Source organism: Chloracidobacterium sp. D, assembly GCF_018304685.1.
GTDB classification, from domain to species: domain Bacteria; phylum Acidobacteriota; class Blastocatellia; order Chloracidobacteriales; family Chloracidobacteriaceae; genus Chloracidobacterium; species Chloracidobacterium thermophilum.
Genome location: NZ_CP072635.1, coordinates 1 through 15,942, shown reverse-complemented (window position 1 = coordinate 15,942; position 15,942 = coordinate 1). Strand labels below are relative to the sequence as shown.

Sequence of the window (15,942 nt, the reverse complement as noted above, 5' to 3'; positions counted from 1 at the left end):
GGCAGGTTGCATCGTGTCATCTTCATCGCTCCAGCTTTCCCCTGGCGCCCCTTCCCTTGAAGCGGCTTATGCCTATTGCCAGCGCGTCGCTCTTGGCCATTACGAAAACTTCCCTGTCGGTTCACTGATCCTGCCCAAGAACGTGCGTCCGCACGTCTATGCCATTTACGCTTTCGCCCGCGCTGCTGATGACTTTGCCGACGAGGGGACAACGCCGGCCGCCCAGCGGCTCGCCAACCTGACCGACTGGCGCTGCCAGCTCGAAGCCTGCACCGTGGGCCGCCCCACGCACCCCGTGTTTCTGGCCCTGGGCCATACCATTCAAACGCACAACCTGCCACAACAGCTTTTCCACGACCTGCTTGACGCCTTTGAACTCGATGTCCGCCGCGCGCGGCATGCGACGTTCGAGGACCTGCTGGACTACAGCCGGTGTTCAGCCAATCCGGTCGGGCGGCTCATGCTTTTGCTGTTCGGCCACCGCGATCCGGTGTGGCACGAGATGTCGGATGCCATCTGCACGGCGCTCCAGCTCACCAACTTCTGGCAGGATGTGGCCGTGGACCTGCGTCAGAACCGGGTGTATCTCCCGTTGGAGGAGATGACACGGCATGGCTACTGCGAAGCCGATTTGCAGGCACAGCGCTACACACCGGCCTTTGTGAACCTGATGTCCAGCCTGGCGGCGCGCACCGAGGCGCTGTTTGAGCGCGGCCGCCCCTTATGCGGACTCGTCCCTGGGCGCTTCGGGTTTGAACTGCGCCTTATCTGGCTGGGTGGTATGCACATTCTGCAGGCGCTGCGCCGCATAGAGTTCAACGTTTTTGAGCGGCGACCGACGCTTGACCTGCGCGCCAAGGCGTCCCTGGCCCTGGGCGCCTTTCGCCGGGCAACGTTTTCGGCCACCACCCCACCGACGACGCTTCAGATACCAACCTGATTGATGTTCACCAATGGACCATACACTCCAGCCTTCGGTCACGGCTGTTGCGGAAGGCATCACCCACCGTTCACGTACTAACTTCCTCTACTCGTTTCTCATCCTGCCCCGGGCGCAACGGCGTGCCATTGAAACTGTCTATGCGTTTTGCCGCATCGTGGACGACATCGTGGATGGCGACAGTGTGGACACCACCAACCCCCAAAGGGAACTCGACCGCTGGCGCGGCGAAATCCATGCCTGCTTCAACGGACAAACCCCCCGCCATCCGGTAGCCCGCGAACTCAAAGCCATCCTGCAGACCTTTCCCATCCCCGAAGAGCACTTTCTGGCGCTCATCCGTGGCATGGAAATGGACCTGGTGCGCCGCCGCTACGCGACATTTGCGGAACTGGATGAGTATTGCTATCACGTCGCCTCGGTCATTGGGCTGATGTGCATTGAAATCTTCGGCTACCGGCACGCCAGCGCCCGCGACTATGCTATCCATCTGGGCAAGGCACTCCAGCTTATCAACATCGTCCGGGACGTACCGGAAGATGCGGCCCGGGGGCGGGTCTATCTGCCGCTCGATGAAATGGCCCGGTTTGGCGTGACGGAAGAAGCTTTGCGGGCCGGGGTTTACGACGAATCCTTCATCCAGTTGGCGGCACAGCAGGCGGCGCGGGCGCGCCGTTTTCGCTTTCAGGCCCTGGCAGCGCTGCGCCGTGAAGACCGGCCCGCCATGGTGGCGGCTGAAATCATGGCGACGATTTACTTCAAACTGCTCGACCAGATGGAGGCGATGCGGTTTAATGTTTTTCACCATCGCCCACGTCTGTCCAAGCTTCAGAAAGCGCTGATTGCGGCAACGCTTTTGCTCAAGTCGCGCCTGTTGCCCTTTGGAAAGGAGTAGCCCCGTGCCGCCCATCCTGCTTCAGGTTTCCGGTCGTTGTTTCCAGCCAGCGGCGACATGGCTGGTTGGTGCCGGGATGGTCTGCCTGTTGTACGCTACGGACCTTGCGCAGCAGGAAACCCGGCCGCGCCGGGTGCGTCCGCCGGTCTCTTCCAGCCAGCCAGTCCCAGTCTCCCAGCCGGACTTCACTTCACCTGCCGCCAGTCCGTCCGCACTCAGCCGTGACCAGCGCGAAAAGAGGCTCATCGCCGCCCGTGAATTCGTTGTTGCAACGGGATTGCCGACCATCTGTGTCCGAAAGATCCTGGATGCCTTTGAGGAGTACCTCCGTAAAAAACCGCCCAAGTACCAGGCGCAAGCCGACATTTTTATGGACTTCATCGAACAGTGTGCGGGAGATGAAGCGCTCTCCGAAGAAATCGCTGCTTACCTGGCGCGAAACTTCGAAGAACAGGAATTACTCCAGCTCAAAGCCATTGCGAAGACCAGTGCCGGGCGGAAGCTATTTTATCGCTTTGATAACCTTCCCCAGGCAGAGCGACTCAACGACCCGGATTACCTGCGTCTCTTTGATGAACAGGAACTCAAACAGTTTGAGATGTTCCTGCGGATGCCCGCTTTTCAGAAGTTTTCTGCCCGGTCTGCCATGTTGCTTGGTATCAGCGCAGAAATCGTCACGGGAAAGCTTGAGTCGAACCGCGATGAACTGTTCCGCCAGATGCTCGACGAGATGTACCGTTACCAAAAGGAACAACCTTTGCCCCGAGACTGAAGCCATGGTGTCCCTACATACCCCGGCAAAGCCTGTCCTCGGTCTGGTTTTCCTTGGTCTGTTCTGGCCGTCCCTGCCGGTTGCAGCCCAACAGGAAAGCCGCCAGCCGTCAAGAACACGTTCCGTGACCACCTCCAGTCAACCAACCGGCTCGCCAGCGCCAGTCTCCAGCCTTCCCGCCGATAGTCGGGCGACGCCAAACCGGACCCAAGGTGAAATCAACTTTATGGCCGCACAGGAACTGCTTGAACTGACCGGATTCCCTTCCCTTGTCAAGCAGACCTCTATCAGGATCCTGCGGAAGGAAATACGTAAACGTCCCGAAATGCGTGAAGCGGGAAACATCATTCGTGACTTTCTCGAAGATCGCATCTCGACACAAATCATTTCAGAAGAAATGGCCAAGTATCTGGCTGACAGATTCGACGAGCAGGAACTACGCCAACTCAAAGCTATCCTGGATACCAGCACCGGACGCAAAATGTTTACCAGCTTTGAGACCCTGCCGACAGATGATCGGGTCCGGAAAGCCAGTTACCTTGACCTTTTTGATGAACAGGAGAAAAAAGAGTTTCAAACGTTCTACCGGCTCACCGTCTTTCAGAGATTTTCTGACTACACCTCAATGTTGCTTCGGATTGGAATGCAGAGCTTTCAGGAGCAGTTCAAGCTTCAGGAAAAAGATTTTGTCAAGGAGCTTGTCCTCCAGCCTCGGGAACAACAGCCAAAACCATAGACATTTCCCTTTTGGGAGTGTTCAGCCCGGCAACGAATGTTCTTCCGGCGGCTCCCCCTGATGACTGCCAGATACATCCTTACCAACCCGCTCGACCTCTGAAAGGAGCGTCCCATGTCAGCTTCTACGCTTCCGTCTTCCGGTTGTCGTTTCAGGGCATCTGTGACGTGGCTCGCAAGCTTTGGGCTGGTCTGGCTGTTGTACGCCACAATCCCTGCGCAGCAGGAAGTCCGGCCGCGCCGGGTGCGTCCGCCGGTCTCCTCTGTTCAGCCGGACGCACCTCCCCGTCCGACCTCCCCGGCGGAGCCTGCCCCGGAACAACGTGCCAGGAATCTTCCGCTTGCGCAGGAACTGCTCGCCCTGACAAAGCTACCCACCATCTGCGAACGCAAAATGATGAGCGTTTTACTCAAAGAAATACGTACCACACCTGAAATGCGTGGTTATACCGATATCTTCCGCGACTTCTTCCAGCAGCATGTTTCAGCATCGCTTATGTCCGAAGAGATGGCACGGTATCTGGTTGAAAATTTTTCAGAACGCGAGTTGCTTCAGCTCAAGGCCATTGTGAACACCAGCGCCGGACAGAAGATGTTCAGTACTCTTGAAAATCTGCCTGACGTAGAGCGACTCAACGATGCCAACTACCTTCAGCTCTTTGATGAGGAGGAAACCAGACAGTACAAGGTTTTCTCCCGCCTTCCGGCTTTTCAGAAATTTTCCGACTGCGTTCCGACACTGATAGACCTCGGCGGCGAAGTGACCACAAAGCGTGTCAATGCCCATTTCCCTGACCTGATGGACGATCTCATGCGTCGTATGCAGGAGCGACCACCGCTGAACTGAGCGGACAGCCCACCGTGGCAGCTCCGTTCGCTGACTGGACGACAAAGCAGCGGGTTCGCTATGGTTGTCCGGCAACCCTTGGCAGAGAGATCGTCCAGCCCCAAGTCGGCGCAGAATCCGGCCCCGACCCAGGGGACGCCCTGTTCCGCGCCTGGACGGCGCGCCCGGCACGATCAGGTCACGGTCATGTTCGAGGACTACGATGTTGGTGACTTCTATGATGAAATGTTCCTGATGCCGGGTGTGCCGCGCCCGGAAGCGGCCTTCCTCATGCAAACGCTGTCCCTGCTACGCGATGAGGAAATCCTCCGGCGGCAGGCCACGGCCGAGCAGTCCCTGCTGCACCTGGGCATCACCTTCAACGTCTATGGCAGCCCGGACGGCGTCGAGAAAATCTTTCCCTTCGACCTCATTCCCCGTGTCATTGCTGCCCGTGAATGGGCCTGGATTGAAGCCGGTCTCCAGCAGCGGATTCGGGCGCTCAATGCCTTCATTGCCGATGTGTACGGCGAACAGCGGATTCTGCGCGATGGCGTCATCCCCTCTGACCTTGTCCTCACCAATCCGGCGTATCTCGAGGCCTGCCGTGGCTTGCGTCCGCCGCACGACATCTGGTGCCACATCACGGGCACCGATCTGGTCCGCGACCGCGACGGGCAAATCTACGTCCTGGAAGACAACCTGCGCTGTCCGTCGGGTGTGTCGTATGTGCTCGGCAACCGCTCGGTGATGAAGTACACCCTGCCGCAGCTCTTTGAAGCGGCCACGATTCGCCCGGTTTCAACCTACCCCAGCAAGCTGCTTGAAACGCTCAAGCGGCTGGCACCGGAGCACATCCTTGACCCAACTGTGGTCGTACTGACGCCGGGTGTGGCGAACTCTGCCTACTTCGAGCATTCCTTCCTGGCGCAGCAAATGGGTGTCGAACTGGTGGAAGGACGCGATCTTGTGGTGGACGGCGGGCTGGTCAAGATGCGGACGACCCGCGGCCTCAAGCCGGTGGATGTCATTTACCGCCGGATTGACGATACGTTTCTCGATCCCGAAACCTTCCGCCCGGATTCCCTGCTGGGCGTCCCGGGCCTGATGCAGGTCTATCGGTCCGGCCGGGTCGCACTGGCGAATGCCCCCGGTACGGGCGTCGCCGACGACAAAGCCATCTACGCCTACGTTCCCGACATCATCCGCTATTACCTGTCCGAAACGCCGATCCTGCCAAACGTGCCGACCTACCTGTGCCGCGACCCGGAAGCGCGGGCTTACGTTCTCGATCATCTGGAGCAGCTTGTGGTCAAAACGACCGGCGGCTCAGGCGGGTACGGCATGCTGGTCGGCCCGACTTCGACGGCGCTGGAACGCGATGCCTTCCGGGAACGCATCCTGGCGCGGCCGGAGGAGTACATTGCCCAGCCGGCGCTGCGCCTGTCGCGCGTCCCAACGATTGTCGGCGACCGCATCGAGGGGTGCCATGTGGACCTGCGCCCGTACATCCTCTATGGCGAAGACATCTTCGTGCTGCCCGGCGGACTGACGCGCGTGGCGCTGCGCCGTGGCTCGCTGGTGGTCAACTCCTCACAGGGCGGCGGCAGCAAAGACACCTGGGTGCTGGCCGATGACCACGACCTGACCCGGCCGTAGGTGGTTGTCCGCTGAACCGGCTCCAGCCCCAGCGCAGCAATGGTTGCAGCCAGGCGTTCGGCCGGGACGTATGCGCCAAACCGCGATCCGGCGCGGTTGGAAATTTCCTCTTCAAGCAACGTGCCGCCCAAGTCATCTGCGCCACAGAGCAGGCTGCGCTGGGCCAGCGCCAGCCCCCGTTTGACCCATCCGAGTTGCAGATGCATGAGATCGCATCCGAAGAACAGCCGGGCCACTGCCAACACAAGCAGCACTTCTTCGTCGTCAATTTCACGGCGACCCACGGCGCGCCCCAGGGGTGATTTGGCGGCAATGAACGGCAGCGGGATGAACTCCGTCAAACCGCCGGTCTCGCGCTGCAACCGGCGCAGGGTATCCAAGTGCGCCACCCGGTCGTCCAGCGACTCGATGTGCCCAAACAGCATGGTGGATGTCGTGCGTGTGCCGGCCCGGTGCGCCGCCCGGACGATTTCCAGCCAGCGCGCCCCGCTGATTTTCTCCGGGCAGATTCTATGGCGCGTCGGTTCGACGAGGATTTCGGCGGCCGTCCCGCAGAGCGTGCCCTGCCCGGCCTCGCGCAGGGCATCAAAAATCCGGCCCAGCGTCCAGCCGCTCCGCTGCTGGATGAAGTCAATTTCCTGCGGCGAATAGGCGTGCAGGTGCACGTCCGGGCACGTCTGTTTGAGCGCACGCAGCAGGTCAAAGTAGTAGCTGACCGGAAGGGCCGGGTTGAGTCCACCCTGAATCGTCACTTCAGTAATGGAGTACTCCCGGCGATACCACACAACCTTCTCCACGGCGGCGTCAATGCTGTGGGCATAGGCTTCGCGGGCGTCAGCTTCGCGGCGAAAGGCGCAGAAGGTGCAGTGCAGGGCGCAGATGTTGGTGAAGTTGAGGTTCAGATTGACAACGTATGTCGCACGCGGCCCCACAAGCGCCTGCTTGCACGCCTGCGCGGCCGCAAAAATGTCCTGCCGCGCCGCCGAATCCGTCGTCCCCAGCAACAACCGGGCTTCCGCCGGCATCAGTGGCTCAAAGCGGAGTGCTTTTTCCAGAACAGCCGTCACCTTTGCCATAGCGGTCGTGGAGTCTGCCACGTTGCCCCGGGGGTCACAAGCGCGGCTGTATTTCGTATCTTTCCTGTTTCTGTGACTTCCCATCCAGAAACATCGGCTTTATAGTGGGCAGCCGGCGAATGACAACCAACATACGTCTCTGGTGAGGTCTTTGTCCCATGCATCACTTCCTGCATCGTGTACTGACATCGGTCATTCTCATCGGGCTGCCGGCAATGGCCGCCACGGCACAGGAAAAACCCCGTTCCCCCAAAGCTGCCGCTGCAAAAGCGGCTTCGGAACAGAAAACGGCGCCAACGTCATCCACGGAAGACATGCTCTACTGGATTCGGGAAGACGGCAAATTTGGCTACATTGACAACACCGGCAAGGTCGTCATTCCCGTCCAGTACGAAAACACCTTTGGCTTCCGGGAAGGGCTGGCCGGAGTACGCATCAACGGCAAGCACGGCTACATTGACCGCACGGGCAGGCTCGTCATTCCAGCCATCTTTGACAGCACCTATGCCTTCCGGGAAGGGATGGCGTGGGTCAAACAGGACGGCAAGTACGGTTACATTGACAAAACCGGCAAGATGGTCATTCCACCGCAGTTTGACGATGCCGAAGACTTTTCCGAGGGACTGGCCGCGGTCAAAGTCGGCAATCTCTACGGCTACATTGACCGCACCGGCAAGATGGTCATTCCGCCCCAGTTTTCCCACACGCACCGCTTCATGGGCGGGGTGGCGCAGGTCGTGGTGGACAAGCGGACGGCCTACATTGACCGCACCGGGCGCGTGCTCTGGGTTCAGAAGGACAGTCCCAAAGAAAGCTCCAGGGAAGGCCACGAAGGCGGAAAGCCGCACAAACACTGACCCGGCCTCGCCCGCTGGTTCTGCCCCATGCTCATGAACCGTTCCGACCACTTTCCGCACCGCACTTGGCTATGCGTAGCGCTGGCACTGCTGCTGGCGTCGTTCGGCGCGTGGCCAGCCCCCAGCACGGCCCGCGCTCAGGAACATCAACAGGGCTTTCAGGCCCAATCCCGCACCCAAGAAGCGGCCGCGTGGGCCGACTGTTTTTCGCTGGACGGCCTGCTGCCGGAACAACGCGCCCGCGCCGAGGCTTTGTTTCTGGCCATGCTGGATTCCGAAGCCCTGTACACCATTGCCGCCGATCTCAAGCCGATGAGCAGTGGCTACGTACGCTTTCAGTTCGAGGTTGCCAAGCCGGAACTGGCCGACATCGAGACAACGCGCGCCCTGCTGGCCCGTTTCCGGTGCGGCGACCGCTTTTATGCCGATGTGCTCACCTTTGCGGCCGTGTATGACGGGAAGCGCTATGCTGAAGGTGTGGTCTTCAACCGCGCGGCTCTGGAGCGGGCCATCCGGGCCCATCCGACCTATTTTGCCTCTTTCGGGTTGACGCCCAACGCGCACCCGATGGCCGTTGTACACACCGTTGAGCAGGCGGAGCCGGCCGCCCGCTGGCGGGGCTACGGCTATCTTTTCGGCTATCCCGACGCCGCCGTGGATTTCTTCGTCACGGCCGGAATCTCTCAGGCGGAAACCGGCAAGTTCGTCGAACGGGATTTCCGGCACATCCCGACCCAGACGCGGGCTACCGGCGGATTTACCTGGGCGGTTCCCAGAGGAAGCGCGGAAACCGACGAGGAAAAACACCTGCGCACCCGGGCGTTGGCGGTACTGGAAGACTACCGCGCGCGCCGCGCCCGACTCATCGGCGAAGGTAAACCCGGTGTTGTGGCCCTGCTGCGGGAGTTGACGGCCCAGCCGGCGCGGAAAGCCGCCGCCGCCCCGTAGAGCCGGCAGCCACTAGCGGCCGCCGGCAGCGCGGATGGCGTTGACGATTTCGATGTCGCCGTTGCGCACGGCCAGCGTGTAGGCCGTCATCCCGGTGCGACTGCGCACATTGATGTTGGGACGCCGGGCCAGAATCGCCCGTACGGCCGCCCGGTGGCCCCGGTCAGCGGCGTGCATCAGCGCCGTCATCCCTTCTTCATCCTGCGCATCAACCCCGATGCCACCCCGACTGAGCAGCGCCGTCACACACTCGATGTTGCCGGTGCGCGCGGCATACATGAGCGCCGTTCGTCCTTGGCTGTCCACCGCGCTGACATCGGCCTGCGCCTGCAACAATGCCTGGACAATCCGCCCGTAGCCACTATCGGCCGCGATCATCAGTGCCGTCATGCCGTTGGCTGCCACCACGTTGGGCGACATCCCCTGCTGAAGCATCTGCCGCACGCGCGCTTCGTTGCCGTCCCGAATCGCCCGCAGAAAAGCCAATGCCTGAGTGTTCCCGATGCTTGATACCATGCCGGCAGATGAGCCACCGGTGGTCATCCCGCCGCCCGGCAGCGGGTCCGGATCGGTTGGGGCGGGGTTCGGGCGCGGCGTGGAACGCCCCGGCGAAGCCGGACGCGCCGGCTGGTCATCCGGCAGCGGCTCGGTATCCTGGCCGGGAGGCATCCCGGTTACAACCCGCCGTGGACGCCCACGCCGCCCGGCAGAGTCGTCCGGCGGTTCGGCACGGTCATCCGGCGGCTGGCGGCGGGGTGGGTCGGGCGGTGGGGTGGCCGCCTCAAGCTGTGTGGCCACATCCTCAGCAGCCTTGCCGTACACAGTTTTCTGCCCGACATCGAGCGTGAAGCACTGCCTGAAATCAGCATCGGCGGCTTCAAGTTGCCCCATCTCACGGTGCGTCATGGCGCGGTAGCAAAAGACCTTGCCCGTGTTGGGGTCAAGTTCCAGCGCGCGGTCAAAATCCGCTTTCGCCAGTGCATAGTCCTTGACTTGGTAGCGCGCAAAACCGCGTCCGACGTAGCCGCGCGCGTTGTTGGGATCGAGCCGTACGAGTTCATCGAAGTCCTTTACCGCCCGGTCGAAGCGTTTGAGTTCAATGTGGGCCTGGCCGCGGTAGGCCAGCAGGTCCTGATTGTTCGGTTCGGCGCGCAGGGCCACATCGAAATCAGCGATGGCACGTTCGTACTGCCCCTGCACATAGAGCGCCACACCCCGCGCCGTCCGCGCCCGGACGTTGTTCGGATCGAGAAGCAACGCCTGCTCATAATCCGACAGGGCGCGCTTGCTGTCGCGTTTGGCCTCGTAAGCCCGGCCCCGATAGACAAACCAGAGCGCTTCACGGGGGCTGGCCTTGATGGCGGCATCAAAGTCACGGATGGCCTCGTCGTACTGCTCCAGCCCGAAATAGCACAGGCCGCGGTAGCCGATATTGGACTGGGACTTGGGATCGAGCTTGAACGCCTCGGTGTAGTCCTTGACGGCATCGGCGTACTGGCCGAGTTCATAGAGCGTCAGGGCGCGCAGCTCATAGGCTTTGGCGTAGTTGGGGCGTAACTGGATGGCGCGGTCGAAATCCCGGCGCGCTTCTTCGCGCCGTCCGGTGGCACGGTAGGCGAATCCGCGCCAGTTGTAGGCTTCCGGGAAGTCTGCCTTCCGCTCGATGGCCTGGGTGTACAACTGGATGGCTTCTTCGTACTTTCCGGCCGACAGCGCCTGGGTGGCCTGGTTGTAGGCCGCAAGGGCATCCGGTGCGGCCGCCCCCTGAGCGCCGGGGAGGGACGGGAAGGCAACGGCCGGAGCGCCGAGCCACAGGGTCATGCAAAGCAGGATCAGGGCACGCATGGGATGGTTTCCTCGTCGCTTGTCGCCGCTTTTCTTTGTCGCCGCTTTCGAGACTGTCGTTCGGTGAAGGTCGGTGACACACAGGTACGTGGACGTGCCTGCGCGGGCAGACGTTGCCTTCAATCCTACTTGAAAAACAGAATGGCAACGAGGGGTTGCTATGGGCACCCCCCAACGACACCGCGCAGGAAGCCACCCACCACGGGCCATGCACCAAAGCGACCGTTATGTTCCCGCCTCCGGTTGGAGAACAGCGACTTTGGAAGGCAACCGTCCAGTCTGCCAGGCGGCGCCGGTCATACTGCACGTTCTGACATCTTCCTCTGACAGACTCCTTCCGAAGGGCCTGGAACTATGAACATTCTCGTTCTCAACTGCGGCAGTTCGTCGGTCAAGTTTCAAATCATCGCCACCGACGTGGACGCCATCGAGCACAACGCCGACCGCCGGCTGGCCTCCGGCATCATCGAACGCATCGGCGGCGAGGCCGTGCTGACCTTCCGCGTGGACGGCAAGGTTTCACGCCAAACCGCCCCGGTCCGCGACCATCGCCAGGCTGTCGAACAAATCCTGCGCTGGGCCTGTTCCGGCGAATCAGGGATTGCGGAAGTCCAGAGCGTTGCGGACATCCACGCCATCGGCCACCGGGTGGTTCACGGCGGCGAATGCTTTACCCACTCGACGCTCATCACGGATGAGGTCATCCGTGGCATCGAGGCCTGCATTGATCTGGCGCCACTGCACAACCCGGCCAATCTGAAGGGCATTCGGGCCGGGGCGGAAGTGTTCGGTCCTGGTTTTCCCCAGGTGGCCGTCTTTGACACAGCCTTTCATCAAACCCTGAACGAAGTGGCCTATCTCTATGCCCTGCCCTACCAGCTTTATCGGCGGCACAGGCTGCGGCGGTATGGTTTCCATGGAACTTCCTTTCGCTATGTGGCCTATCGTTACCGCCAACTGACTGGGAAATCACGAGAAGAAACCAACATTGTCGCGCTCCATCTGGGCAATGGGTGTTCTGCCTGTGCCATCAAGGCCGGGGCGTCAGTGGACACCTCCATGGGCTACACGCCGCTTGAAGGGCTGATGATGGGCACCCGTGCCGGCGACATTGACCCCTCGATTGTGGATTTCCTTGAAATGAAAGAAGGTTTCACGGCGCGGGAAATCGAGGCGCTGCTCAACAAACAGTCGGGGTTGCTGGGTGTTTCCGGGCTGACCAACGACATGCGCGACCTGCTCGATGAAATCCACGAGCATGACGACCGCCGCGCCAAACTGGCGGTGGCAATGTTCTGCTACCGGGCCAGGAAGTACATCGGAGCCTACCTGGCTGCAATGGGCGGCGCAGATGCCGTCGTTTTTACCGGTGGCATCGGGGAAAATGCGGCTGAAGTCCGCACACGCATCTGTGAGGGGCTGGAGTGGTTTGGTCTCGAACTCGACCCGGCGCAAAACCAGGCGCTCGTGAACCGCAGGGAAGGCGTCATCAGCCGCGAAGGCAGCCGTCTGGCGGCCTATGTCATCCCGACCGATGAAGAGTTGCTCATTGCCCGCGACACGGCGCGCTGTGTGGCGGGCGTCCCGAATCCCTACTGAACCACAGTCATGACACGCCATCCGCTCCGCCAGACTGACTTCCTCATGCGGAGCCGTGGAGAATCACCTCTCCGAAGCTCCGCGTGAGGAGGTAAGGGTTGGGAAGGCGAATGGGGCGGACTTTGATGAGTTTTTGGTTCCGACCTGAGTGGCTTCCATACAGCAAACCCAAGAAGATTGAGCCCCTCTCTCCTCATACCATTCCCTACCTTCTCTCCCCGGCGCTAGGCAAAGTCTGACAGCCATGCTAGCGTGCGCCCGCTTTACCTCATCACTGCCTCAGGAGCCAGCAGAACCCATGCTTATTCGTCGCCATTCAGGACTGGCAACCGCCACACTCGGGCTGGTTGTTGCCGCCGGATTGGTGCTGTCCAGCGGTTGCTCTTCCGAAGAGAAGAAACCGGAAGCACCACCACCGACGCAACAAAAGGCCCCGGAACCGCCACCCCCTGCACCAGAACCGCCAAAACCATCTCCCGAAGACATCCAGCTCCAAAGCGCCATTGAGGCTGCCCTGCAAAAGGCAAAAATTACGGGCGTGACCGTCACCGTCATGAATGGTGAGGCGACGGTCAAGGGCACCGTACCAAAGGGCAAAAAGGCACAGGCGTTGGCCGCCGTCGGTTCGGCCAAGCCAAAAAAAGTCATTTCCGACGAGCTGACTGAACAATAAGGGATCAAGGAGGGCACATCATGTCTGCAACGGAAAAATACCGCGCGCTGATTGATATGGCGTACCGGCACGGCGTCGCCAATTTCTCGGCTTCGGAGGAAAATGGCGTCCTGACGCTTTCCGGCTCAACAACTGACGCCGTCCAGCAGGAAATGCTCAAGGCCTGGCAGATCATTGACCCCTCCCTGAGTGCAGGCGATCTGGTGTTTGCCATCACGGCCGACGGTCAGGGCAGCGGACAGACCTACACGGTCAAGCCCGGCGACACGCTGAGCAGGATTGCCGCACAGTACGGGACGACCTGGCAAAACATTTATGAGCACAACCGCGATACCATCAAAAATCCCGATCTGATCTATCCCGGACAGGTCATTCGGATTCCCTGAGCAGAGACGTTTACCGCTTGAACGTGGGCAGGGCGCGCTCCGCAATGTGGCGCGCCTTTTTCCTGCAACATGGTGATGCGACCATTTCACTGCATTGTCATTGGCGGGGGTTTTGCCGGTTTGAGCGCCGCGACGGCGCTGGCCGAACGGGGCGTGCGCGTCACGGTACTGGAGCGCCGCCCACGACTGGGCGGCCGCGCCTATTCGTTCCGGGATGAAGTGACCGGCGACACCGTGGACAACGGGCAGCACCTGATGATGGGCTGCTACCACGAAACGCTGCGCTTTCTGGAACGCATCGGCAGCCGCCACCTGGTACGCACCTTTGACGCCCCACGGGTGGACTTCCTTGCGCCGGAAGGCGCGGCGTCGTTCCGGTGCCCGCCGCTTCCGGCGCCGCTGCACCTGTTGGGCGGGTTGCTCGGACTGGGCGGGCTGTCGCTGCGTGACAAGCTCGGACTGCTGCGGCTGGGGTGGAACCTGTACCGCCACAAACACCACTACCGGACGCGCCTGGCCGATCTCACCGCAGCCGAGTGGCTGGACGACTGCGGACAGTCGGCGCGCATGCGAAGACGCTTCTGGGACCCGCTCATCATGGCCACACTCAATGAAACCCCGGAACGGGCGGCCGCCGTCCTGCTGATGCGGGTGCTCCAGCAGGGCTTCGGAGGCAGCTTTGAGGATGCCAGGCTGGCCGTCTCGACGGTGGGTTTGAGTGAACTCTACACGGGGCAGGCGCAGCGTTTTATCGAGGCGCGGGGCGGCAGCGTACGCTGCCAGGCCACCGTCAAAGCCCTTGCCGTCGAGCAGGGGCGCTTCCGGGGCGTCATTCTGGCCAACGGTGAAATGTTGCCCGGCGATGCCTGCATCAGTACGGCCCCCTACCACGATGTCGCCCGGTACGCCGGGACACTCATTCCGGCCGCCGCGCAGTTGACCAGTTCACCCATCGTTTCGGTCAACCTGTGGTTTGACCGTCCGGTGCTGGAAGCGCCATTCGTCGGACTGCTGGGCACAACCATGCAGTGGGCTTTCGACAAACGCGCGCTGACGACGCCGGTTTCACCTTACTATCACGTTTCGCTCGTCATCAGCGCCGCCCGCGAAACGGCGCAATTGCCATCTAAAGCCTTGATTGATTTGGCTTTATCTGATCTCAACCGGGTTATGTCAAAGGTCAATAAAGCGCATCTGGTGCACGCGCGGGTCATCAAGGAACAGCACGCCACCTTTGCAGCGACCCCGGCGGCCGAAAGGCTCCGCCCGGCGCACGAAACCGGTATCGCCGGGCTGTACCTGGCCGGTGACTGGACGGATACCGGGCTGCCGGCCACCATCGAGAGCGCCGTCGTCAGCGGCCACACCTGTGCCGGGCGGGTCTGGGCCGCGTGTTCTGTTCCTGCTTCCGGAGAGTCCAGTCTGCCGGTGCACTGGTCAGCCGTTTCTGCCAGCTGAACCGGACGGGCGACGCGGGGCAGAGGCGCGCCCCGCTACGGCGCGTCCTGTACCAGCGCCCGTGTGATTTCTGCGTACGTCTGGCAGTAACGGTTGGCTCCGGCTTCATCTCCAACCTGTTCCAGGGCCTTGATGAACAAGGGCTGGATGCTTTCTTTCCCTAGTGCGTCAGATGCTGCCAGAGTGCGCAGCAGCGTCAGCGCCCGGTGGGGATTGGTCAGCCCCAGCGACGTATCGAGATACAGATCAGCCGCCGTTCCAAGGACCGCGGGCGATGCCCCTTCGGTCCCGGACTGCGCCAGCCATTGCGCCAACCGGGCTTTGGCCGCCAGGGACGCGCCGGGATTGCCGAGGCGTCGGTAGGCTTCCACGAGCGTGCGCCAATACCGCACCCGCTGGAGGTCATCCGGCAGGTTGGGGATGATGGCTTCCAGCCGTTGGACCGCCTGCCAGCCGACAGCCAACGCATCGCACTGCACGGCCAATCTTGCCAGGTTGAGGGGCACTTCCGCCTGAAGCCCCTGAGCTTCCGTTGCCACAGAACCGACTTCCTGCAATTTTTGCCGATAGGCTTCGATACGCTGCCACTGCGCGAGAGCTTCCGCCGGATGGTCTGCGTCTTCTCCCATATTGGCAAAGTCGAGCCGGGCAGCCGCTCGATGGCATCGTGCAGCTCGAAGATGTTCGAGCGCACCAGCGACCACGTTTCCTGAAACTGCCGTTTGGCCTGCTCCTCGGCCAGCACGGCCAGATGGGCCTGCCGGAGTGAAATGACGGTGGTGACGGCCAGCGCGGTGATGAACACCAGCGTGAGTCCGGCTGTGACCCGGTGGCGATGCAGGAATTTCCGCAGCCGGTAGCGCGCTGACGCACCGCGCGCCAGCACGGGCCATCCCTGCAGATAGTGCTCGATGTCGGCGGCCAACTGTTCCGCTGAGGCGTACCGCGCCGGTGGGTCCTTGTGCATGGCCCGCATAACGATGGCATCCAGGTCGCCGGCCAGTTCCCGGCTGGACGCTGGCCGGACCTCGGCTGGTGAACTGGACGGTTTCAGCATCTTCTCCGGCTGCCGCACCGCCACGCTGGGCGGCGGCGGCTCGACCTGTTGAATGAGGTACTCCAACGATGGCTTTCCTTCGCTGACCTTCTCGACATGAAAGGGCAGGCAGCCGGTGAGCAGCTCATACAGCAGGACGCCCAGCGCATAGACATCCGTCGCCGTGGTCACGGCTTCCCCGCGCACCTGTTCGGGGCTTGCGTAGGGTACGGTCAT

General features: G+C 61.6%; 14 protein-coding genes and 1 pseudogene. 12 read left to right on the top strand and 3 right to left on the bottom strand.

Annotation, left to right across the window (positions count from 1 at the left end; all coding sequences use genetic code 11):
- Positions 1-13: 13 nt before the first annotated feature.
- The 6 genes from hpnC to J8C01_RS11285 all read left to right on the top strand — a co-directional run bounded on the left by hpnC (position 14) and on the right by J8C01_RS11285 (position 5,827).
- The gene (hpnC, locus tag J8C01_RS11310) at positions 14-940 is read left to right on the top strand and encodes a squalene synthase HpnC (RefSeq protein WP_211433005.1); all 927 of its coding nucleotides are present in this window, start codon (positions 14-16) and stop codon (positions 938-940) included.
- A gap of 13 nt (positions 941-953) precedes the next feature.
- Positions 954-1,835 (top strand): presqualene diphosphate synthase HpnD, encoded by an 882-nt coding sequence (gene hpnD, locus J8C01_RS11305; protein WP_211433004.1) that lies wholly within the window; start codon positions 954-956, stop codon positions 1,833-1,835.
- Positions 1,836-1,968: 133 nt separating this feature from the next.
- A complete protein-coding gene (locus J8C01_RS11300; protein ID WP_211433003.1) occupies positions 1,969-2,607 on the top strand; it encodes a hypothetical protein in 639 nt (212 codons plus the stop codon).
- A 124-nt stretch (positions 2,608-2,731) separates the two neighbouring features.
- Entirely contained in the window at positions 2,732-3,343 is a 612-nt protein-coding gene (locus tag J8C01_RS11295) for a DUF2059 domain-containing protein (RefSeq protein WP_211433002.1), read from the top strand.
- 243 nt (positions 3,344-3,586) lie between these two features.
- The gene (locus tag J8C01_RS11290) at positions 3,587-4,189 is read left to right on the top strand and encodes a hypothetical protein (protein ID WP_211433001.1); all 603 of its coding nucleotides are present in this window, start codon (positions 3,587-3,589) and stop codon (positions 4,187-4,189) included.
- Positions 4,190-4,375: 186 nt separating this feature from the next.
- Complete coding sequence (locus J8C01_RS11285; RefSeq protein WP_211433276.1) at positions 4,376-5,827, top strand: circularly permuted type 2 ATP-grasp protein; 1,452 nt, start codon at positions 4,376-4,378, stop codon at positions 5,825-5,827.
- 50 nt (positions 5,828-5,877) lie between these two features.
- Here J8C01_RS11285 and J8C01_RS15385 read toward each other — a convergent pair.
- Positions 5,878-6,852: pseudogene (locus J8C01_RS15385) on the bottom strand (CofH family radical SAM protein); the annotation flags it as partial.
- Positions 6,853-7,061: 209 nt separating this feature from the next.
- Between J8C01_RS15385 and J8C01_RS11280 the strand changes: the two are divergent.
- Both J8C01_RS11280 and J8C01_RS11275 read left to right on the top strand, forming a co-directional pair.
- Complete coding sequence (locus J8C01_RS11280; RefSeq protein ID WP_211433000.1) at positions 7,062-7,760, top strand: WG repeat-containing protein; 699 nt, start codon at positions 7,062-7,064, stop codon at positions 7,758-7,760.
- A 27-nt stretch (positions 7,761-7,787) separates the two neighbouring features.
- A complete protein-coding gene (locus J8C01_RS11275; RefSeq protein WP_211432999.1) occupies positions 7,788-8,708 on the top strand; it encodes a hypothetical protein in 921 nt (306 codons plus the stop codon).
- A gap of 12 nt (positions 8,709-8,720) precedes the next feature.
- Here the strand turns inward: J8C01_RS11275 and J8C01_RS11270 are convergent, their stop codons facing one another.
- Positions 8,721-10,553 (bottom strand): tetratricopeptide repeat protein, encoded by a 1,833-nt coding sequence (locus J8C01_RS11270; protein ID WP_211432998.1) that lies wholly within the window; start codon positions 10,551-10,553, stop codon positions 8,721-8,723.
- A gap of 354 nt (positions 10,554-10,907) precedes the next feature.
- On the opposite strand from J8C01_RS11270, the gene J8C01_RS11265 reads away from it, so the two are divergent.
- The 4 genes from J8C01_RS11265 (at position 10,908) to hpnE (ending at position 14,669) form a co-directional block, all read left to right on the top strand.
- Positions 10,908-12,152, top strand: coding sequence for an acetate/propionate family kinase (locus tag J8C01_RS11265; protein ID WP_211432997.1), 1,245 nt, complete (start codon positions 10,908-10,910; stop codon positions 12,150-12,152).
- A gap of 298 nt (positions 12,153-12,450) precedes the next feature.
- The gene (locus tag J8C01_RS11260) at positions 12,451-12,825 is read left to right on the top strand and encodes a hypothetical protein (protein WP_211432996.1); all 375 of its coding nucleotides are present in this window, start codon (positions 12,451-12,453) and stop codon (positions 12,823-12,825) included.
- A 20-nt stretch (positions 12,826-12,845) separates the two neighbouring features.
- A complete protein-coding gene (locus tag J8C01_RS11255) occupies positions 12,846-13,211 on the top strand; it encodes a LysM peptidoglycan-binding domain-containing protein (RefSeq protein WP_211432995.1) in 366 nt (121 codons plus the stop codon).
- 69 nt (positions 13,212-13,280) lie between these two features.
- Entirely contained in the window at positions 13,281-14,669 is a 1,389-nt protein-coding gene (gene hpnE / locus J8C01_RS11250; protein WP_305879283.1) for a hydroxysqualene dehydroxylase HpnE, read from the top strand.
- A gap of 217 nt (positions 14,670-14,886) precedes the next feature.
- Here hpnE and J8C01_RS11245 read toward each other — a convergent pair whose 3' ends face one another.
- A complete protein-coding gene (locus J8C01_RS11245; RefSeq protein WP_211432994.1) occupies positions 14,887-15,942 on the bottom strand; it encodes a serine/threonine protein kinase in 1,056 nt (351 codons plus the stop codon).

Bases quoted from the DNA above. Each gene is read 5' to 3' on its own strand.
- hpnD (WP_211433004.1), top strand. From the start codon at position 954: ATGGACCATACACTCCAGCCTTCGGTCACGGCTGTTGCGGAAGGCATC.
- J8C01_RS11285 (WP_211433276.1), top strand. From the start codon at position 4,376: ATGTTCGAGGACTACGATGTTGGTGACTTCTATGATGAAATGTTCCTG.
- J8C01_RS11280 (WP_211433000.1), top strand. From the start codon at position 7,062: ATGCATCACTTCCTGCATCGTGTACTGACATCGGTCATTCTCATCGGG.
- J8C01_RS11275 (WP_211432999.1), top strand. From the start codon at position 7,788: ATGCTCATGAACCGTTCCGACCACTTTCCGCACCGCACTTGGCTATGC.
- J8C01_RS11270 (WP_211432998.1), bottom strand. From the start codon at position 10,553: ATGCGTGCCCTGATCCTGCTTTGCATGACCCTGTGGCTCGGCGCTCCG.
- J8C01_RS11265 (WP_211432997.1), top strand. From the start codon at position 10,908: ATGAACATTCTCGTTCTCAACTGCGGCAGTTCGTCGGTCAAGTTTCAA.
- J8C01_RS11260 (WP_211432996.1), top strand. From the start codon at position 12,451: ATGCTTATTCGTCGCCATTCAGGACTGGCAACCGCCACACTCGGGCTG.
- J8C01_RS11255 (WP_211432995.1), top strand. From the start codon at position 12,846: ATGTCTGCAACGGAAAAATACCGCGCGCTGATTGATATGGCGTACCGG.
- hpnE (WP_305879283.1), top strand. From the start codon at position 13,281: ATGGTGATGCGACCATTTCACTGCATTGTCATTGGCGGGGGTTTTGCC.
- J8C01_RS11245 (WP_211432994.1), bottom strand. From the start codon at position 15,942: ATGACCGTACCCTACGCAAGCCCCGAACAGGTGCGCGGGGAAGCCGTG.